This window comes from Metapseudomonas phytobenefica (genome assembly GCF_043392685.1).
Lineage (GTDB): Bacteria > Pseudomonadota > Gammaproteobacteria > Pseudomonadales > Pseudomonadaceae > Metapseudomonas.
The window spans coordinates 1-18,008 of record NZ_JBHZGM010000048.1; the positions used below are offsets into that span (position 1 = coordinate 1).

Sequence of the window (18,008 nt, forward strand, 5' to 3'; positions counted from 1 at the left end):
TTGACCTATCAGTAATCCTGCTGCGTGGCGGCTGTAGGGTGGATCACGCTTTACCGATCCACCACCAGCCCCCATCGGAGACACTGCTGGTAGAAGTGAAAAGCGACTTCCACCCCACTCGCTTAAGCATTCGGGCTACAAGCTGCCATCGTCACGGCCTCCCTGGCGATTGAAATCGCCCCCACGAAAAGCAGAAAGTCCGGCGCGGGGCCGTAATGCTGTTCATTTAAGAAAAAACGCCGCGACTCCTATTGGGGCGCGGCGTTTTTCTTGATCTGCTTTCCAGCCTTCGAGGACCGATTTCGGCAATTTGCTCCCTCATGTGAGCTCAATGGCCCATGAAAAACCCGATGCCAGTTGAATGGCATCAGGTATTCGGAGCATCCCACCAGGCCTCAAATGCTTATGTGAACAGCACTACGGCGCGGGGCCGGGCTTTCTGTCGATCAGCGCGATCAGTCGTCGAGCATCGCCTTGTTGCGCACCGCGCCCTTGTCGGCGCTGGTGGCGAGCAGGGCGTAGGCCTTGAGGGCGGTGCTCACCTTGCGCGCGCGCGGTTGCGCCGGCTTCCAGCCTTTCTTGTCCTGCTCCACGCGGCGGGCAGCCAGTTCTTCGTCCGAAACCAGCAGGTTGATGCTGCGGTTGGGGATGTCGATCAGTACTTTGTCGCCGTCCTTCACCAGGCCGATGGCTCCGCCGGCTGCGGCTTCCGGCGAGGCGTGGCCGATGGACAGGCCCGAGGTGCCGCCGGAGAAGCGGCCGTCGGTGAGCAGGGCGCACTGCTTGCCCAGGCCCTTGGACTTCAGGTAACTGGTCGGATACAGCATTTCCTGCATGCCCGGGCCGCCTTTCGGACCTTCGTAGCGGATGATAACGATGTCGCCCGGCTTCACCTCATCGCCGAGGATGCCTTTCACGGCGCTGTCCTGGCTTTCGTAGATCTTCGCGGTGCCTTCGAAGACGTGGATGGACTCATCCACACCGGCGGTTTTCACCACGCAGCCGTCCAGGGCGATGTTGCCGTAGAGCACGGCCAGGCCGCCTTCCTTGGAGTAGGCATGCTCGACGGAGCGGATGCAGCCTTCGGCGCGGTCGTCGTCCAGGCTCGGCCAGCGGGTGGACTGGCTGAAGGCGACCTGGGTGGGGATGCCGGCCGGGCCTGCCTTGAAGAAGGTGTGGACGGCTTCGTCACTGGTCTGGGTGATGTCCCACTGGGCGATGGCGTCGGCCATGTTCGGGCTGTGCACGGTGGCGACGTCGGTGTGCAGCAGGCCGCCGCGGGCCAACTCGCCGAGGATGGCGAAGATGCCGCCTGCGCGGTGCACGTCTTCCATGTGGTACTTCTGGATGTTCGGCGCCACCTTGCACAGCTGCGGCACCTTGCGAGACAGGCGATCGATGTCGCGCAGGTCGAACGGAACTTCGGCCTCCTGGGCGGCAGCCAGCAGGTGCAGGATGGTGTTGGTGGAACCGCCCATGGCGATGTCCAGGGTCATGGCGTTCTCGAACGCCTTGAAGTTGGCGATGTTGCGCGGCAGGACCGACGCGTCGCCTTCGCCGTAGTAGCGCTGGCACAGCTCGACGGCCAGGCGGCCGGCGCGCAGGAACAGTTGCTCGCGGTCGGCGTGGGTGGCCAGGGTGGAACCGTTGCCCGGCAGGGACAGGCCCAGGGCCTCGGTCAGGCAGTTCATCGAGTTGGCGGTGAACATGCCGGAGCAGGAACCGCAGGTGGGGCAGGCGCTGCGCTCGTACTCGGCGACCTTCTCGTCGGAGCAGGAGTCGTCGGCGGCGGCGACCATGGCGTCCACCAGGTCCAGGCCGTGGTTGGCCAGCTTGGTCTTGCCGGCTTCCATCGGCCCGCCGGAAACGAACACCACCGGGATGTTCAGGCGCAGGGCGGCCATCAGCATGCCGGGGGTGATCTTGTCGCAGTTGGAGATGCAGACGATGGCGTCGGCGCAGTGGGCGTTGACCATGTATTCCACGGAGTCGGCGATGATCTCGCGGCTTGGCAGGGAATAAAGCATGCCGTCATGGCCCATGGCGATGCCGTCGTCCACGGCGATGGTGTTGAATTCCTTGGCCACGCCGCCGTGCTTCTCGATCTCGCGGGCGACCAGTTGGCCCATGTCCTTCAGGTGTACGTGGCCGGGCACGAACTGGGTGAAGGAGTTGGCGATGGCGATGATCGGCTTCTTGAAGTCTTCGTCCTTCATCCCGGTGGCGCGCCAGAGGGCGCGGGCGCCGGCCATGTTGCGGCCGTGGGTGGAGGTTTTCGAGCGATAGTCGGGCATGGGAATTCCTGCGGCTGATACGGTTGCGAGTCCTGCACGACCCGCTTGTAAGAGTCATGTGCGTATTGGAGCCCGGGCGCGTGCAGGCGTGGTGATGGTCGCGTCTGCAGGGTTGCCTTGGGAGCGGGGTCTCCGCGTCCCCGGCAGGGGGCTCGTTCGGCCTGCCGAAGGGTAGCTGGCGAGGGATGCCCGATTCTAACCCCGGCTGCTCGGCACTGGAAAGGCGCCGGGCTGCGCCACTCAGCGGTCGGCGAGGGCACGCAGGCGGGCCAGCTCGCTGGCGTCCAAGGCAATGCCCTCGCGCTCGGCGCGTGCGCGCTGGCGGTAGCGGCGGTCGCCCGGCTGGCGTTCCTGCCCCGCTTCCACCATGCGCTTGACCAAGGTCTCGCAGCGTTCGGCGAAGGGCCGGGTAGCGCCGCGATCCGGGTCGATGAGGATCAGCAACTGGCCGGTCCAGGGCGTCTGCGCACCAGGGTGGCCGGACCAGTCGAACTCGAAGGAGAAGTTGCCGCCAGTCAGCGCCGCCGCCAGAAGCTCCACCATCATCGACAGCGCCGAGCCCTTGTAGCCACCGAAGGAGAGCAGGGCGCCGCCGTCGAGAATGGCCTTCGGGTCCCGGGTCGGCTGGCCCTGGGCATCCACGCCGTAGCCTTCGGGAAGGGCTTTGCCTTCGCGGGCAGCGATCTGCACGTCGCCATGGGCGATAGCGCTGGTGGCCAGGTCGAACACCAGCGGGTCACCGCCGCTGCGCGGCGCGGCGAAGGCGATGGGGTTGGTGCCGAACAGGGCGCTGTGGCCGCCATGGGGCACCACGCAGGTCATGCTGTTGACGAAACTCAGGGCCACCAGCCCCTCGCGGGCGAAGGGTTCCACATCCGGCCAGAGCGCGGCGAAGTGGTGGGAGTTGCGGATCGCCAGCAGTGCCATGCCGTTGTTCCGCACCTTCTCCATCACCAGCTGACGGGCCGCTTCCAGTGCCGGCTGGGCGAAGCCGCCAGCGGCATCGACGCGCACGAAGGACGGCCCGAGGTCTTCCACCCGCGGCTCGGCCTGGCCATTCACCCAGCCGCTGCCGAGGGAGGAGAGATAGCCGGGGATGCGGAACACGCCGTGGCTGTCCGAGCCGTCGCGCTGGGCCGAGGCGCAGTTGTCGGCGAGGATGGCGGCGACCCGTGGCGAGGTGCCGTGGCGCTCGAAAATGCGCGCGAGCAAGTCGCGCAGCTCATTGAAGGACACCTGGACCTTGTCGCTGGAGTGACTCTGCATGGGGTGGGCTCTCGTGGATGGAAGGGGGTTCTGCATCATAGGTTTTGCAAGTTATCTGTCAAATGTTGACTTGATGACAGAAAACAATCATTTTCCTCGCCAACGGAGGTCCCATGAATCGATCACTCAAAGAACGCCTGGAAGCCGGCCTGTCCGCACGCACTGCGTCGTCGCGGGCCATTGCCAACTACATGCTGGCCAACCTGCAGGCGCTGCCATTCGAGACCTCCGCCGCCATCGCCGAAAAACTCGGCATCAGCGAGTCCACCGTTGGGCGATTCTGTCGCGCCCTCGGCTACCCCCACTTCAAGGCGCTGAAGGCCGACCTCAAGGATGACCTGGGGGACAGCCCCTGGCTGATCGGCGACCGCCTCAAGGAATTCCGTCAGCAGGAAGTGGCCGGCGAAGATGCCCTGTCGGACAGCCTGCAGCGCGAGATGGCCGCCCTGGTGCGGGTCTACGAGCACAGCCGCACGCCGCAGTGGCGCACCGTCTGCGAGCGGCTGGCGAACATGCCGCGGATATACGCCGCCGGCTTCCAGACCGAGCGCGGTATCGCCGTGTCCTTCGTCCACCTGCTGCAGTACCTGCGCGACGGGGTGCACCTGGTGGACGGCTCGTCCGGCTACTACGGCGATGTGCTGCTGGCCGCCCCCGGCCAGGCGGCGCTGGTGGTCTTCGAGGCGCGCCGCTATTCGCGGCATGCGCTCGGCCTCTGCCGCCATGCGCGGGAGGCGGGCATCCCGGTGACGCTGATCACCGACGACTACTGCGACTGGGCGGAACAGCACGCGGACGAAGTCTTCCGCGTTCCCACCGACCTCGGTCTGTTCTGGGAGTCCACCGGCCCGATGCTGTCGCTGGTCAATCTATTGCTCAACGACGTGTTCAAGTGCCTCGGCGCCGATGTCGAGCAGCGCCTGGAGTCCGTCGCCGCCCTGCACAACGAATTTGTTGGCTACACCTCCTCACCCGGTTCACCCCGCTAGCACAACCCTAATAAGAAAGAGGCCGCACCGATGAAACGACTCACCCGCTTGGCATTGGCTTCCCTGGCTTTCTGCGGCATCGCCGCGACTGCTCAGGCCGAGACGATTCGCATCGCCACCGAAGGCGCCTACCCGCCCTTCAACTACGTGGATTCGAAAAACGAGTTGCATGGTTTCGACGTGGACATCGCCAACGCCCTGTGCGCAAAGATGCAGGTGAAATGCGAGCTGGTGGCCCAGGACTGGGACGGCATCATCCCGGCGCTGCTGGCCCGGAAATACGACGCGGTGGTCGCTTCCATGGTGATCACCGAGGAGCGCCAGAAGAAGGTGGCGTTCACCGACCGCTATTACCGCACCCGCCTTGCGGTGGCCGTGGCCCGGGACTCGGCGCTGAAGGACACCAACCCGGAAAGCTTCAAGGGCCTGGTGGTGGGCGCCCAGTCCTCCACTACCCAGGGCATGTACGCCGAGGACATTTACGGTGCCGCGGGTGCCGAGGTGAAGCTCTACCCGTCCCAGGATGAGGCCAACGCCGATCTCGACACCGGCCGCCTGGATGCGCTGGTGCACGACAAATTCCCCCTGCTCGACTGGCTGGCCAAGGACGGCAAGGACTGCTGCACCCTGCTCGGTGACATCCAGGGCACCGATGACGAAGTCGCCATCGCCGTGCGCCAGGACGACAACGCCCTGCGCGAGCGCCTGAACAAGGCCCTGGCCGAGATCATCGCGGACGGCACCTATAAGCAGATCTCCAGCCGTTATTTCCCCTTCGACATCTACTGATCAATCGCCGCGTGCCCGGCGCCAGCCGGGCACCCCGATGCGGGGTCTGAAACATGTTCGAGCAATTGGCTCTCCTTTCCCTGGGGGAAGGCGGTTGGGGCATGGCCCTGCTCGCCGGTGCCCTGGTCACCTTGTCCCTGGCGCTGGCCTGCGTGCCGCCAGGGCTCGCGCTGGGGCTGGTCGTCGCCCTCGGCGCCCGTTCGCCGAGCCCCTGGCGGCGTGCGCTGTCTTCGGTGTTCGCCACGGTGTTCCGTGGCCTGCCGGAGCTGCTGACGCTGCTGATCGTCTATTACGGCTGCCAGATCGGTGCGCAAAAGGTGCTGGCCCATTTCGGGTACCAGGCCGAAGTGACCATCAATGCCTTCCTCGCCGCCATGGTCGCGTTCAGCCTGGTGTTCGCCGCCTTCTCCAGTCAGGTCTGGCTGGGGGCGTTCAAGGTGGTGGGCAAGGGACAGTACGAAGCTGCCCAGGTGCTGGGCCTGTCCCGTACCACGGCGTTCTTCAAGGTCATCCTGCCGCAGCTGACCCGTGTCGCCCTGCCGGGCCTGTCGAATAACTGGCTGAGCCTGCTCAAGGACACCTCGCTGGTCTCCACCATTTCCCTGGTTGACGTGATGCGCCAGACCAACCTCGCGGTCAGCGCCACCAAGGAGCCGATGCTGTTTTACGGCTGTGCCTGCCTGATCTACCTGTTCTTCTCGGCCCTTTCCGGGCGCGTGTTCAGCTACGCCGAGAAACGCTACAGCCTCGGCCACAAGGGGCAGCGCGCATGAGCGAGTTCCTGCATTTCTTCGTCGATCCCGACCTGTTCGACCGCTACGGCCTGCGTCTGCTGGGGGGGCTGCTGGTAACTGCCAAGCTGGTGGCCATCTCCTTCAGCCTCGGCATGCTGCTGGGGCTGTTGCTGGCGCTGGCGCGCAACTCCGGCAATCGCTTCCTGCGCGCTTTCAGCGGCGGCTACATCTACCTGTTCCGGGGCTCGCCGCTGCTGGCTCAGCTGTTCCTGCTCTATTACGGCGTGGGTTCCTTCCGTGAGTTCTGGCAGGACGCGGGGCTCTGGTGGTTCTTCCGCGACGCCTGGAACTGCGCGCTGCTGGCCTTCACCCTGAACACCGCCGCCTACCAGGCGGAGATCTTTCGCGGCAGCCTGCTGGCCATCGCCCCCGGCCAGTACGAAGCGTCCTCGGCCCTGGGCCTGTCCCGCGCCACGACCTTCTTCAAAGTGGTGCTGCCGCAGGCGCTGCTGGTGGCCGTCCCGCCCCTGGGCAACGAACTGATCCTGATGATCAAGGCGAGCGCCATCGCCTCCCTGGTGACCATCCACGACCTGATGGGCGTGGCCAAGGCCGGCTTCTCCCGCACCTTCGACTTCCAGCTCTATCTCTGGGCGGCGGTGCTTTACCTGGTACTGGTGGAACTGATCCGTCGCGGCCTGTTGCTGGTCGAAGGACGCCTGGGCCGCCACTTGCGCTAGTCAATTTCAAACCGAAGCACCACCAGAGTGCCCACCGAAGGACCTTTCCAATGGACTGCGACATCCTTGTCCTGGGCGCCGGCATTGTCGGCGTCTCCACTGCCCTCCACCTCCAGGCGCGCGGCCGCGACGTGTGCCTGGTGGACCGCGCCGAGCCCGGCTCCGGCACCAGCCACGGCAATGCCGGCCTGATCGAGCGTTCCAGTGTGGTGCCCTACGCCTTTCCCCGCAGCTTCGCAGCGCTGCTGCGCTACGGCCTGAACCAGCAGCCGGACGTGCGCTACAGCCCGACCTTCCTGCCCAAGCTCGCGCCCTGGCTGGCGTCGTATTGGCATCACTCCGGGGCACGCCGGTTGGAGGAGGCCACCCGCGCCATGCTGCCGTTGGTGGAGCGCTGCGTGGAGGAGCATGACCAGCTGGTGGAAGCGGCGGGCCTGGGGCACCTGATCCGTGCCCGGGGCTGGATGGACGTCTACCGCAGCCGCGAAGCCCTCGACCAGGCCGCCGCCGAAGCGCGCGCCCTCAGCCGCTTCGGCCTGCGCTTCGATGTGATGGACGGGGCAACCCTCTTCCAGCGCGAACCGCACCTGGCGGCCGCTGCCGCTGGCGGCATCCACTGGCATGACCCGAAGACCGTGCTCGATCCCGGCGCCCTGGTGCGCGGATACACCGACCTCTTTGTCAGCCGGGGCGGCCGTGTGCTCAAGGGCGACGCCAGGGGCCTGCGCTCGCATAACGGCGCCTGGAGCCTTGGTGTGGACGGCGTCGAGTATTCCGCGCCCGAAGTGGTGGTGGCCCTGGGACCGCAATCGGGCGACCTGTTCCGTAGCCTGGGCTACCGCATCCCGCTGGCGATCAAGCGCGGCTATCACATGCACTACGCCCCGGCAGAGGGCGCCGAACTGGGTCACTCCATCTGTGATGCCCAGAACGGCTACGTGCTGGCGCCGATGGCGCGGGGCATCCGCCTGACCACCGGCATCGAATTCGCCGACCCCGACGATCCGGTCAACGAAATCCAGCTGCGCCGCGCCGAACGCCTCGCCCGCGAGCTGTTCCCGCTGGGCCGGCGCCTGGATGCCGAGCCCTGGCTGGGACGTCGGCCCTGCCTGCCGGACATGCGCCCGGTGATCGGCGCCGCGCCGAACCACCCGGGCCTCTGGTTCAACTTTGGCCATGCCCACCATGGCCTGACCCTGGGTCCGGTCAGCGGCCGCCTGCTGGCGGAGATGATGACCGGCGAGTGCCCCTTCACCGACCCGGCGCCCTACGGCGCCCAGCGCTTCCGCTGAGCCGCCGGGCCCAACGACTTGCCGATACCGAACAATGAGGACAAGAAAATGTTATCGAGCATGAGAACCGCCACCCAGCAGACACCCCGCCTGGCCGCTGTGCCCCAGACGCCGGCGGTGGTGATCGAGGGCCTGGAAAAGCACTACGGCGATTTCGCCGTGCTCAAGGGCATCGACCTGGAGGTCCGGCCGGGGGAGCGCATCGTCCTTTGCGGGCCCTCGGGCTCCGGCAAGTCGACGCTGATCCGCTGCATCAACCGCCTGGAAGGCGCCAGCAGCGGACGCATCAAGATCAACGGCTGCGACCTGATGGCCGATCCGCGCCGGGGCGCGGAGGTGCTGCGGGACGTGGGCATGGTGTTCCAGCACTTCAACCTGTTCCCCCACATGAGCGTGCTGGACAACTGCACCCTGGCACCCATGTCGGTGCGTGGCCTGACCCGCGCCCAGGCCGAAGAACGGGCCCGCGAATACCTGCGCAAGGTGGGCATCGAAAGCCACGCCCACAAGTATCCGAGCCAGCTTTCCGGTGGTCAGCAGCAGCGCGTGGCCATCGCCCGGGCGCTGTGCATGGAGCCGAAGATCATGCTCTTCGATGAGCCGACTTCGGCGCTGGATCCGGAGATGGTGGGCGAGGTGCTGGACGTGATGGTGAAGCTGGCCGGCAGCGGCATGACCATGCTCTGCGTGACCCACGAGATGGGCTTTGCGCGGCAGGTGGCGGAGCGGGTGCTGTTCCTGGAAGGCGGGCGCATCGTCGAAGACAGCCCGCCGGAAACCTTCTTCAACGCCCCGAAGAGCGAGCGGGCCAAGGCATTCCTGTCGCAGATCCTGCATTGAGGGATACAGACAGCATCTGTTGGCTGCTTTTGCTGTGGGGGCGCGGCGACTGGGGTGGAAGTCGCTTTTCACTTCCACCAGCAGTGTCCCCGGTGGGCGCTGGTGGTGGATCGGTAAAGCGTGATCCACCCTTGGTCGCTACGCGGCTTTCGCGAATGAAATCTCCCCCACAGAGGCGTGGCCGAGCCTTGTCCTCAGCTGTTGGGCAGCAGGCGGCAGGTCAGGCTCTTGATGTAGCGGGTTTCGGCGATGGCCGGGTGCACCGGGTGGTCCGGACCCTGGCCGCCGCGCTCCAGCAGGATGATGTTGCGGTCCAGGTGGCGGGCGCTGCCGAGCAGGATGTTCTGCAGGTCGTCCTCGGGCAGGTGCATGGAGCAGGAGGCGCTGACCAGGATGCCGTCCTTGTTCAGCAGGCGCATGGCCTGTTCGTTCAGGCGGCGGTAGGCGGCTTCGCCGTTCTTCAGGTCCTTCCGGCGCTTGATGAAGGCCGGCGGGTCGGCGACCACCACGTCGAAGCGTTCTTCGGCGGCTTTCAGCTCTTTCAGGGCTTCGAAGACATCGCCTTCCACGCAAGTGACCTGCTCGGCCACTCCGTTGAGGGTGGCGTTGCGCTCCACGCCGTCCAGGGCGAAGCCGGAGGCGTCGACGCAGAACACTTCGCTGGCGCCGAAGGCCGCGGCCTGTACACCCCAGCCACCGATGTAGCTGAACAGGTCGAGGACGCGCTTGCCCTTCACGTAGGGCGCGAGGCGCGCGCGGTTCATGCGGTGGTCGTAGAACCAGCCGGTCTTCTGGCCTTCCATGACCGGGGCTTCGAACTTCACGCCGTTCTCTTCCAGGGCGACCCATTCCGGCACCACGCCGAATGCGGTGTCCACGTAGCGCTCCAGGCCTTCGGCGTCACGGGCGCTGGAGTCGTTCTTCCAGAGCACGCCGCGTGGCTTGAGCACCTGTACCAGGGCGTCGAGGACGGCGTCCTTGTTGCGTTCCATGGCGGCGGAAGCCAGTTGCACCACCAGGTGGTCGCCGAAGCGGTCCACGACCAGGCCCGGCAGCAGGTCGGAGTCACCATAGACCAGGCGGTAGAAGGGTTTGTCGAACAGGCGCTCGCGCAGGCTCAGGGCGACGTTGATGCGGTGCACCAGCAGGGACTTGTCCAGGCGGTGCTTGACGTCGCGGGACACCAGGCGCGCGCAGATCAGGTTGTTCGGGGAGAGGGCGACCACGCCCAGCGGCTTGCCGCCGGCGGCTTCGAGGATGGCCTGGTCGCCGGGCTGGAAGAGGTTCAGCGGGGTGGCGGCCACGTCCACTTCGTTGCTGTAGACCCACAGGTGGCCGGCGCGCAGGCGTCGATCGGCGTTGGCTTTGAGGCGCAGGCTGGGCAGGGACATGTGTCGCTCTCCGGAAAAAAGGCCAGGATTATACCCCAGGCAATACCGGCCCCGGAGGCCCCCGGCGGTGTTGGCGGCCACTTGGTACGAGCGTGTGAAAATGGCCGGAAATCCCGAACAACGGGCTGATACAACCGGGTAGACTGTCGACTCGCTCAAACTTCCCACTCGTCCCCATGGCTCAAGAACTTTCCGCAGATCAGATCCGCCAGGTCCTGCAGGGCATCAGTGTGCCGCCGCAGCCGCAGATCATGGTCGACCTGCAAATGGAGCAGGTCATGCCCAACCCCGACCTGAAGTCCATCGCCCGCCTGATCAGCCAGGACCCGGGCCTGTCCGGCGCGCTGCTGAAGATCGTCAATTCGCCGTTCTTCGGCCTGACCAACCGCATCGCCTCGATCCAGCAGGCGGTGAACCTGCTGGGCTGCAACACGGTGATCAACCTGATCAACGCGCAGTCGATCAAGGGCGAGATGAGCGACGAGACCATCGTCACCCTGAACCGCTTCTGGGACACCGCCCAGGACGTGGCCATGACCTGCCTGACCCTGGCCAAGCGCATCGGCTACCAGTCCGCCGACGAGGCCTACGCCCTCGGCCTGTTCCACAACTGCGGCATCCCGCTGATGCTCAAGCGTTTCCCCGACTACATGCTGGTGCTGGAAGAGGCCTACGCCAGCGCGGGGCCGGAACGCCGCGTGGTGGACACCGAGAACCGCCTGCTGAACACCAACCATGCGGTGGTCGGCTACTTCACCGCGCGTTCCTGGCGCCTGCCGGAGCATCTCTGCGAGGCCATCGCCAACCACCACAACGCCCTGTCCATCTTCAGCGACGATGCCGTCCGTGACGCCCAGCTGAAGAACCTGCTGGCGATCCTCAAGATGGCCGAGCACATCTGCGCGTCGCACCTGGTGCTGGGCAACCAGGCCGAGGACTACGAATGGATGAGCATCCGTGGCCAGGTACTGGACTACGTGGGGCTCTCGGAGTACGACTTCGAAAACCTCAAGGAATGCATTCGTGAACTTGGCGTGAGCTGAGTAGCGAGAAACCGATGCCTGAATTACCTGAAGTCGAAACCACCCGCCGCGGCATCGCGCCCTTCCTCGAAGGCCAGCGCGTCAGCCGGGTGATCGTGCGTGAACGCCGCCTGCGCTGGCCGATTCCCGAGGACCTGGACGTGCGCCTGTCCGGCCAGCGCATCCTGCATGTGGAACGCCGCGCCAAGTACCTGTTGCTGCAGGCCGAAGCCGGCACGCTGATCAGCCACCTCGGCATGTCTGGCAGCCTGCGCCTGGTGGAGGCCGGGCTGCCCGCGGCCAAGCACGAGCATGTGGATATCGAGCTGGAATCGGGGATGGCCCTGCGCTACACCGATCCACGCCGTTTCGGCGCCCTGCTGTGGAGCGACGATCCGCTGAACCACGAGCTGCTGCGTCACCTGGGGCCGGAGCCGCTGACCGACCTGTTCGACGGCGAGCGCCTGTTCCAGCTCTCCCGCGGCCGCAGCATGGCGGTGAAGCCCTTCATCATGGACAACGCCGTGGTGGTGGGGGTCGGCAACATCTATGCCAGCGAAGCGCTGTTCGCCGCCGGCATCGACCCGCGCCGCGAGGCGGGTTCCATCTCCCGTGCGCGCTACCTGAAGCTGGCCGGGGAGATCAAACGCATCCTCGCCCAGGCCATCGAGTGCGGCGGTACCACCCTGCGCGACTTCGTCGGGGGCGACGGCAAGCCCGGCTACTTCCAGCAGGAACTCTGGGTCTACGGCCGCGCTGGCGAGTTCTGCAGGCAATGCGGCTCGACCCTGCGGGAAATCCGGCTCGGCCAGCGCGCCAGTGTCTATTGTCCGCGCTGCCAACGCTGATTCCTCGCCGAGCATCCAACACGAAAGAAGTCTGTCCCATGTACGGTAACTACCTGCCCCCCAATCCCTTTGCCGAGGCGGTCGGCCACGGCGTGCTGCGCCTGATGGGCTGGCGCATCGAGGGGCAGTTGCCGCCCCTCGACAAATTCGTGGTGATCGGCGCCCACCACACTTCCAACTGGGACTTCGTGATCTTCCTCGCGGCGAAGTTCGTGCTGCGCCTGAACGTCCGCTGGTTCGGCAAGCACACCATCTTCCGCTGGCCCTTTACCGGTCTGTTGCAGCGCTGGGGCGGCGTGCCGATCCAGCGCCACCTGAAGCTGAACATGGTGGAGCAGGCGGTGGAGCGCTTCCGCGAAAACCGCGAGTTCATCCTGGTGCTCTCGCCCGAAGGCACCCGCAAGCGGGTGGAGCGCTGGAAGATGGGTTTCTACCACATAGCCCGTGGCGCCGACGTGCCGGTGGTCCCGGCGGCTCTGGATTACGTCAACCGGCGGGTGGTGATCGGCCAGCCGTTCTACACCACCGGCGACGAGCAAGCCGACCTGCAGCAGCTGCTGGCCTTCTACCGGCCCTACGTACCGAAAAAACCCGACTACGCTTTCCATGGCGATTGAAGGCCGTCACGCTGTCAAGGTGCCATGCCCTGTTATAGTTTTTCGTACCCCACTACCTGAAGGATCGCCCGTATGAACCCGCTCCGCACAACCGCTGCTGTCCTGGCGCTGACCACTGGCCTGCTGGCGCTGCCGGCTAACGCGGAAGTGGTACAGGAAAATACCAGCGGCGACCCCATGTACAGCGTCAACGCGCCCAGCGGCTACAGCATGGCCGGCGACATCCTGATCGCCCGCCCGCTGCTGATCGGCGCCACGGTGATCGGCGCGGGCCTGTTCATCGTCAGCCTGCCGTTCTCCGCCCTGGGCGGTAACGTCGGGGAAGCTGCCAATGCGCTGGTTGTGGAGCCGGGCAAGGAAGCCTTCGTGCGCTGCCTGGGCTGCACCATGAGCGGTTACAAGAGAGACTGATCGCTCAATCAGGCTCCACCGTGACGGCCCCTTTTCGGGGCCGTCGGCGTTTTCGGGCTGCACGCGGGTTGCTCTCCGGCCATCGCATCGGTAAATAGCTGAGCCTTGTCTGGTGAAGGAAAACCGCCTGTGAAGCATTACTCCCGCATCGTTTTGCTGATCCTGGCCTCTGTCGGGCTGGCCCTGAGCTTCTGGTTCAGTTCCGGCTGGCTCGAGCTGTGCGCGGGGCTCGCGCTGTTCCTGTTCGGCATGCAGTGCCTGGAGGAAGGGCTGCGCCAGCTCGCCGGCGGCAAGCTGGAGCATTTGCTGGCCCGCAGCACCGCCACCTCGTTCAAGGGGCTGATGTTCGGTATCTGCGGCACCTTGTTGCTGCAGTCCAGCACGCTGGTTTCCCTGCTCACCATCGCATTCATCAGTGCCGGTCTGATCCAGCTGGCCGGCGGCATCGCCATCCTTTTCGGCGCCAACCTGGGCGCCACCAGCGGCATCTGGCTGCTGGCCATGGCGGGGCAGAATCTCAGCCTCAGCCCGCTGGCCCTGCCGCTGCTGGTGTTCGGCGTGCTCGGTGGTTTCCTGGGGGAGAAGAGCAAGGCCGCCGGGCGAATCGTCCTCGGCATCGCCTTCATCTTCCTCGGCATCGACCAGATCAAGGAGGGTTTCGCCAGTTTCGGCGACGGCCTCGACCTCACCGCGTACCAGGCCGACGGGCTGGCGGGCAGCCTGCTGTTCGCGATGGTTGGCCTGCTGGTCACGGTGGTGCTGCAGTCCAGCCACGCCACCCTGATGCTGACGCTGGCGGCCCTGGCCGGCGGCCAGCTGGACCTCGCCCAGGGTTTCGCCATCGCCATTGGTTCCAATGTCGGCAGCAGCGTGACCACCGCTTTCGTCGGTTCCCTCGGCGGCAACCGCAGTGGTCAGCGGCTCGCCCTGGCCCATGTGCTGTTCAACGTGGTCACCTGCACCCTGGCCTTCATCCTGCTGGCGCCGCTGAGCTGGCTGGTCGCTCGCATTGCCGGCCTCACCGGCCTGGGCGCGAACGAACTGATCCAGCTGGCCATGTTCCACAGCCTGATCAACGCCATGGGGGTGCTGCTGTTCTGGCCGCTGCAGGAGCGTCTGGCCCGGTGGCTGGTGCGCTGGCTGCCGGAGCGCGAAGAGCCGCAGGTCCTGATCACCGAACTGGCCGCCGGACCGGAAGAACCCCAGCGCACCCGCGCGCGCTACCTCAACGAACGCGCCCTGGATTCGGCGGACGCCGCGGCCAGCGCCGTGGTACGCGAGCTGCACCACCTTGGCCGGCTCAGCGTGGAGGTGATCTGCCATGCGCTCTACCTGCCGGTGGATCAGCTGGCCCAGGTCCAGGGCGACGAGCGTCTGCTGCACGCACGGCCGGAGCGCTATCACCTGGATGCCGAAGCGCTCTATCAGCGGCATATCAAGGGGGTGTACGGCGACCTGCTGAGCTTCATGGGGCGGCTCGACCTGCCGCTGGACGAGGCGCACCAGCAGTTCTGGGTCAGTTGCCAGCTGGCCGCGCTGCAGCTGGTGGATGCGGTGAAGGATGCCAAGCACCTGCAGAAGAACCTCGGGCGCTACCTGGACCAGGAGCCGTCTCCCATCCGCGAGGCCTACGTGGACCTGCGCCGTCATCTGCTGGCGATGCTCCACGAATTGCGCGAGCTGGGCCGCTCCGATCTCCCGGAGGAGGCCTGGAACCAGCGCCTGCGCTGGCTGGACGAAAAGGCCGCAGCCTTCGACAGCGCGTTCCGCACGCGCCTGTACAATGCCGTGCGCAGCGGCGAGCTGGATGGCCTGCAGACCAGTTCGCTGATGAACGATCTGGGCTACGCCAGCCGGATTTTCCAGAGCCTGCGCAATGTGCTGATGCTGAGCGAGGGGGAGTCGATGTTCCGCGAACTGCGGCGGCTGGAGGGGGACGACGAGTCGTTGATCGTGCTGTAGGGGGCGTTTGTGGCACGGACAGCGCCCTCTCCCGCTGGGAGAGGGTTGGGGTGAGGGAGCTCCGTACTTGCCGGAGGTTCGTGGTGGACCTACCGCATCTTCTCGACTTCGAGGACTTCCGACAGGCCCAGGCCGCGCGGGTCGCTGGCGGCTTCCAGGCTGCCACTTTCCTTGTTCCAGAACAGCACCTGCTGGTTGCCGTAGTTGCGTGACAGCGGCTTGAGGCTGTAGCCGCGCGCCTGCAGTTCCGCGCTTTCGCTGCTGCCGAAGGCGCCCGGCTCGTGCTCGATCTGGTCCGGCAGGTACTGGTGGTGGTAGCGGGCGACGGCGGGCCAGCGGCTCACCGGCTGGCCGTCCAGGTATTCCAGCACCGAGAGCAGCACCATGCTGGGAATCCGGCTGCCGCCCGGGGTGCCGAAGGCGGCGAATTCCTGTTCGCTCTCGATGAAGGTGGGGCTCATCGACGACAGCGGGCGCTTGCCCGAGCCCACCGCATTGGCGCGGCTGGCGGCGAGGCCGTAGGCGTTCGCGCCTTCGGGGTTGGCGGCGAAGTCGTCCATCTCGTCGTTCAGCAGGACGCCGGTGCCGGGCACGGTGAAGGCGGCGCCGAAGGGCAGGTTGATGGACAGGGTGGCGGCCACGGCATTGCCGTCCTTGTCGATCACCGCGAAATGGGTGGTGTGCTCGCCTTCGTGCAGGGGTGGCGACGGCGGCAGGCTGCTGCTCGGGGTGGCGCGGCGGGCGTCGATCCCGGCGGCGAGTTTCTTCAGGTAATCGGCGTCGAGCAGTTTGGCCTGGGGAATCGCGACGAAATCCGGATCGCCCAAGAGGCCGCGGTCGCGATAGGCGCGGCGCAGCACTTCCACCACGTAGTGGGTGCGCTGCACGCGGTCGGCCTTGCGCCAGGGCAGCTCCTGCAGCATCGCCAGGCTCTGGGCCAGGGCGATGCCGCCGGCCGAGGGCGGCGGGGCGCTGATCAGTTCGCGGCCATCGGCGAGGGCAAAACGGATCGGCTGGCGTTCCACGGTTTTGTAGTCGGCCAGGTCGCGCAGGCTCCAGATGCCGCCAGCGGCATTGACGCCCGCAACCAGTTTTTCCGCGATGGGGCCGCTGTAGAAACCGGCCTTGCCATAGCGGGCCATGCGTTCCAGGGTGTTGGCCAGCTCCGGCTGGCGCAGCAGGCTGAACTCTTCCGGCACCTCGCCCTTGTGGTCGAGGAACAGGCGGGCGGTCTCGCGGTCGTCGCGCATGGACGACAGGCGCCAGGTGGCGCGTTCACGGTAGATGCGATCCACCGAAATGCCGTCGCGGGCCAGGCGGATCGCCGGGGTCAGGCTGTCGGCCAGCGGCAGCCGGCCATAGTGCCCGGCGAGGTCCGCCAGGGCTGCCGGGAGGCCTGGGATGGCGGCGGCCAGGGGGCCGTCCAGGGAAAGGGCCGGGTCAACCTTGCCGTCGCGCACGTAGAGGCGTGGATGGGCGGCCGCCGGCGCGCGCTCACGGGCGTCGAGGAACCGGTAGACGGGCTTTTCGCCGGCCCGGCGAAGCAGGAAGAAACCGCCGCCGCCCAGGCCGGACCCGTAAGGCTCGGCAACGGCAAGGGCAGCGCTGATGGCCACCGCGGCGTCGAAGGCGTTGCCGCCCTGGGCCAGGGTTTCCAGGCCGGCCACGGTGGCCGAAGGGTGGGGTGTGGCGACCGCCGCGCGGCCCGGCTGGGCGGCCTGCACGGCGCCCGCGAGCAGAAGCAGCGTGGCGAGCAGCGCGCCGCGATAGGTGCCGCGAACCGGGCGGCCCATGGCTCAGGCCTTGCCGGTGAGCTTCAGGTACTTCTGCATCAGCTCATCCTTGCTTTCGACATTGGATTCGTCGAGGGGAATGCAGTCGACGGGGCAGACCTGCTGACACTGCGGCTCGTCGTAGTGGCCGACGCATTCCGTGCACAGGTTGGGATCGATCACATAGATTTCCTCGCCCTGGGAAATCGCACCGTTGGGGCACTCGGGTTCGCAGACGTCGCAGTTGATGCAGTCGTCGGTGATCTTGAGGGACATGGGAACAACTCCTGCCGTCGCCAGGCAGCGGCGGCCTTGAACAGAAAATAGCGGAATTGTGCCGGAATGCCGCGATCGACGCACGCGCCGATCGCGGAAGGGCGTCTCTGCCGGCCGCTTCACGATCTCGCGAGCTGGAGAAGAACAAGGCGAGAATGGCCGAGGGTGCGGCGTTTACGAGCTGTAAATGAGCAAGCCCGAGGTCATTCTCAACGCAGCTATGCCGACGCGCAGCAGATCGTGACGTCAGCGCTTGAAGCGCTCAGCCAGCGCGGCTTCCACGGCGGGATGCACGAATTTGCTGATGTCGCCACCCAGGGCCGCTATTTCGCGCACCAGGGTGGAGGAGATGAAGGAGTACTTCTCCGACGGCGTGAGGAACATACTCTCCACGTCCGGCGCCAGTTGGCGGTTCATGTTGGCCAGCTGGAATTCATACTCGAAGTCCGACACGGCGCGCAGGCCGCGAAGGAACACATTGGCATTCTGTTCCTTGACGAAGTGCGCCAGCAGGGTGGAGAAGCCCACCACCTCGACGTTCGGCAGGTGCCTGGTGACTTCCTTGGCCAGCTCGACGCGCTGCTCCAGGGAGAACAGGGGGTTCTTCTTGGGGCTGGCGGCGACCGCGATGATCACGGTGTCGAACAGGCGGGAGGCGCGCTCGATCAGATCGGCGTGGCCCTTGGTGATCGGGTCGAAGGTGCCCGGATACAGCACTCGGTTCATCGCTACGTCCTGGGGTGGGTCCGTAAGGGAGTCGGATGG

General features: G+C 66.2%; 17 protein-coding genes. 11 read left to right on the forward strand and 6 right to left on the reverse strand.

From position 1 onward, the window contains the following. Positions 1 to 455: 455 nt before the first annotated feature. Both ilvD and ACFW0B_RS24500 read right to left on the reverse strand, forming a co-directional pair. The gene (gene ilvD, locus ACFW0B_RS24495; RefSeq protein WP_449151563.1) at positions 456 to 2,294 is read right to left on the reverse strand and encodes a dihydroxy-acid dehydratase; all 1,839 of its coding nucleotides are present in this window, start codon (positions 2,292 to 2,294) and stop codon (positions 456 to 458) included. Positions 2,295 to 2,534: 240 nt separating this feature from the next. Beyond that, positions 2,535 to 3,560, reverse strand: coding sequence for an Ldh family oxidoreductase (locus ACFW0B_RS24500; RefSeq protein WP_449151564.1), 1,026 nt, complete (start codon positions 3,558 to 3,560; stop codon positions 2,535 to 2,537). Positions 3,561 to 3,673: 113 nt separating this feature from the next. Between ACFW0B_RS24500 and ACFW0B_RS24505 the strand changes: the two genes are divergently transcribed. From ACFW0B_RS24505 to ACFW0B_RS24530, 6 genes are read left to right on the forward strand one after another with little or no spacing between them, the layout of a single operon-like run. After that, on the forward strand, positions 3,674 to 4,549 hold the full coding sequence (locus ACFW0B_RS24505; protein WP_449151565.1) for a MurR/RpiR family transcriptional regulator: 876 nt from the start codon (positions 3,674 to 3,676) through the stop codon (positions 4,547 to 4,549). A gap of 30 nt (positions 4,550 to 4,579) precedes the next feature. Further along, the gene (locus tag ACFW0B_RS24510; RefSeq protein WP_449151566.1) at positions 4,580 to 5,338 is read left to right on the forward strand and encodes an ABC transporter substrate-binding protein; all 759 of its coding nucleotides are present in this window, start codon (positions 4,580 to 4,582) and stop codon (positions 5,336 to 5,338) included. Between the two features lie 53 nt (positions 5,339 to 5,391). Then, positions 5,392 to 6,111, forward strand: a complete 720-nt coding sequence (locus ACFW0B_RS24515; protein WP_449151567.1) for an ABC transporter permease — start codon at positions 5,392 to 5,394, stop codon at positions 6,109 to 6,111. After that, a complete protein-coding gene (locus ACFW0B_RS24520; protein ID WP_449151568.1) occupies positions 6,108 to 6,812 on the forward strand; it encodes an ABC transporter permease in 705 nt (234 codons plus the stop codon). The genes ACFW0B_RS24515 and ACFW0B_RS24520 overlap by 4 nt, the downstream gene beginning before the upstream one ends. A gap of 50 nt (positions 6,813 to 6,862) precedes the next feature. Further along, the gene (locus ACFW0B_RS24525; protein WP_449151569.1) at positions 6,863 to 8,104 is read left to right on the forward strand and encodes an NAD(P)/FAD-dependent oxidoreductase; all 1,242 of its coding nucleotides are present in this window, start codon (positions 6,863 to 6,865) and stop codon (positions 8,102 to 8,104) included. A 60-nt stretch (positions 8,105 to 8,164) separates the two neighbouring features. Next, positions 8,165 to 8,944, forward strand: coding sequence for an amino acid ABC transporter ATP-binding protein (locus tag ACFW0B_RS24530; protein ID WP_449151570.1), 780 nt, complete (start codon positions 8,165 to 8,167; stop codon positions 8,942 to 8,944). A 194-nt stretch (positions 8,945 to 9,138) separates the two neighbouring features. Here the strand turns inward: ACFW0B_RS24530 and ACFW0B_RS24535 are convergent, their stop codons facing one another. Then, entirely contained in the window at positions 9,139 to 10,335 is a 1,197-nt protein-coding gene (locus tag ACFW0B_RS24535; protein WP_449151571.1) for a class I SAM-dependent rRNA methyltransferase, read from the reverse strand. Positions 10,336 to 10,511: 176 nt separating this feature from the next. Between ACFW0B_RS24535 and ACFW0B_RS24540 the strand changes: the two genes are divergently transcribed. The 5 genes from ACFW0B_RS24540 (at position 10,512) to ACFW0B_RS24560 (ending at position 15,195) form a co-directional block, all read left to right on the forward strand. Continuing rightward, entirely contained in the window at positions 10,512 to 11,378 is an 867-nt protein-coding gene (locus ACFW0B_RS24540; RefSeq protein WP_459251732.1) for an HDOD domain-containing protein, read from the forward strand. Positions 11,379 to 11,392: 14 nt separating this feature from the next. Next, a complete protein-coding gene (gene mutM, locus ACFW0B_RS24545) occupies positions 11,393 to 12,205 on the forward strand; it encodes a bifunctional DNA-formamidopyrimidine glycosylase/DNA-(apurinic or apyrimidinic site) lyase (RefSeq protein WP_449151572.1) in 813 nt (270 codons plus the stop codon). Between the two features lie 38 nt (positions 12,206 to 12,243). After that, positions 12,244 to 12,822, forward strand: coding sequence for a lysophospholipid acyltransferase family protein (locus ACFW0B_RS24550; protein WP_449151573.1), 579 nt, complete (start codon positions 12,244 to 12,246; stop codon positions 12,820 to 12,822). 72 nt (positions 12,823 to 12,894) lie between these two features. Then, positions 12,895 to 13,233 (forward strand): multidrug transporter, encoded by a 339-nt coding sequence (locus ACFW0B_RS24555; protein ID WP_449151574.1) that lies wholly within the window; start codon positions 12,895 to 12,897, stop codon positions 13,231 to 13,233. Positions 13,234 to 13,362: 129 nt separating this feature from the next. Beyond that, positions 13,363 to 15,195, forward strand: coding sequence for a Na/Pi cotransporter family protein (locus ACFW0B_RS24560; RefSeq protein WP_449151575.1), 1,833 nt, complete (start codon positions 13,363 to 13,365; stop codon positions 15,193 to 15,195). Between the two features lie 89 nt (positions 15,196 to 15,284). Here the strand turns inward: ACFW0B_RS24560 and ggt are convergent, their stop codons facing one another. From ggt to coaD, 3 genes are all read right to left on the reverse strand, one after another. Then, the gene (gene ggt / locus ACFW0B_RS24565) at positions 15,285 to 16,988 is read right to left on the reverse strand and encodes a gamma-glutamyltransferase (protein ID WP_449151576.1); all 1,704 of its coding nucleotides are present in this window, start codon (positions 16,986 to 16,988) and stop codon (positions 15,285 to 15,287) included. 3 nt (positions 16,989 to 16,991) lie between these two features. Next, the gene (locus ACFW0B_RS24570; RefSeq protein ID WP_449151577.1) at positions 16,992 to 17,243 is read right to left on the reverse strand and encodes a YfhL family 4Fe-4S dicluster ferredoxin; all 252 of its coding nucleotides are present in this window, start codon (positions 17,241 to 17,243) and stop codon (positions 16,992 to 16,994) included. A gap of 246 nt (positions 17,244 to 17,489) precedes the next feature. Continuing rightward, positions 17,490 to 17,969, reverse strand: coding sequence for a pantetheine-phosphate adenylyltransferase (gene coaD, locus ACFW0B_RS24575; RefSeq protein ID WP_449151578.1), 480 nt, complete (start codon positions 17,967 to 17,969; stop codon positions 17,490 to 17,492). Positions 17,970 to 18,008: the final 39 nt, after the last annotated feature.

Bases quoted from the DNA above. Each gene is read 5' to 3' on its own strand.
- coaD (WP_449151578.1), bottom strand. From the start codon at position 17,969: ATGAACCGAGTGCTGTATCCGGGCACCTTCGACCCGATCACCAAGGGC.
- ACFW0B_RS24540 (WP_459251732.1), top strand. From the start codon at position 10,512: ATGGCTCAAGAACTTTCCGCAGATCAGATCCGCCAGGTCCTGCAGGGC.
- ggt (WP_449151576.1), bottom strand. From the start codon at position 16,988: ATGGGCCGCCCGGTTCGCGGCACCTATCGCGGCGCGCTGCTCGCCACG.
- ACFW0B_RS24510 (WP_449151566.1), top strand. From the start codon at position 4,580: ATGAAACGACTCACCCGCTTGGCATTGGCTTCCCTGGCTTTCTGCGGC.
- ACFW0B_RS24555 (WP_449151574.1), top strand. From the start codon at position 12,895: ATGAACCCGCTCCGCACAACCGCTGCTGTCCTGGCGCTGACCACTGGC.
- ACFW0B_RS24530 (WP_449151570.1), top strand. From the start codon at position 8,165: ATGAGAACCGCCACCCAGCAGACACCCCGCCTGGCCGCTGTGCCCCAG.
- ACFW0B_RS24550 (WP_449151573.1), top strand. From the start codon at position 12,244: ATGTACGGTAACTACCTGCCCCCCAATCCCTTTGCCGAGGCGGTCGGC.
- ACFW0B_RS24505 (WP_449151565.1), top strand. From the start codon at position 3,674: ATGAATCGATCACTCAAAGAACGCCTGGAAGCCGGCCTGTCCGCACGC.
- ACFW0B_RS24535 (WP_449151571.1), bottom strand. From the start codon at position 10,335: ATGTCCCTGCCCAGCCTGCGCCTCAAAGCCAACGCCGATCGACGCCTG.
- ACFW0B_RS24520 (WP_449151568.1), top strand. From the start codon at position 6,108: ATGAGCGAGTTCCTGCATTTCTTCGTCGATCCCGACCTGTTCGACCGC.
- mutM (WP_449151572.1), top strand. From the start codon at position 11,393: ATGCCTGAATTACCTGAAGTCGAAACCACCCGCCGCGGCATCGCGCCC.
- ACFW0B_RS24500 (WP_449151564.1), bottom strand. From the start codon at position 3,560: ATGCAGAGTCACTCCAGCGACAAGGTCCAGGTGTCCTTCAATGAGCTG.
- ACFW0B_RS24515 (WP_449151567.1), top strand. From the start codon at position 5,392: ATGTTCGAGCAATTGGCTCTCCTTTCCCTGGGGGAAGGCGGTTGGGGC.
- ilvD (WP_449151563.1), bottom strand. From the start codon at position 2,294: ATGCCCGACTATCGCTCGAAAACCTCCACCCACGGCCGCAACATGGCC.
- ACFW0B_RS24525 (WP_449151569.1), top strand. From the start codon at position 6,863: ATGGACTGCGACATCCTTGTCCTGGGCGCCGGCATTGTCGGCGTCTCC.
- ACFW0B_RS24570 (WP_449151577.1), bottom strand. From the start codon at position 17,243: ATGTCCCTCAAGATCACCGACGACTGCATCAACTGCGACGTCTGCGAA.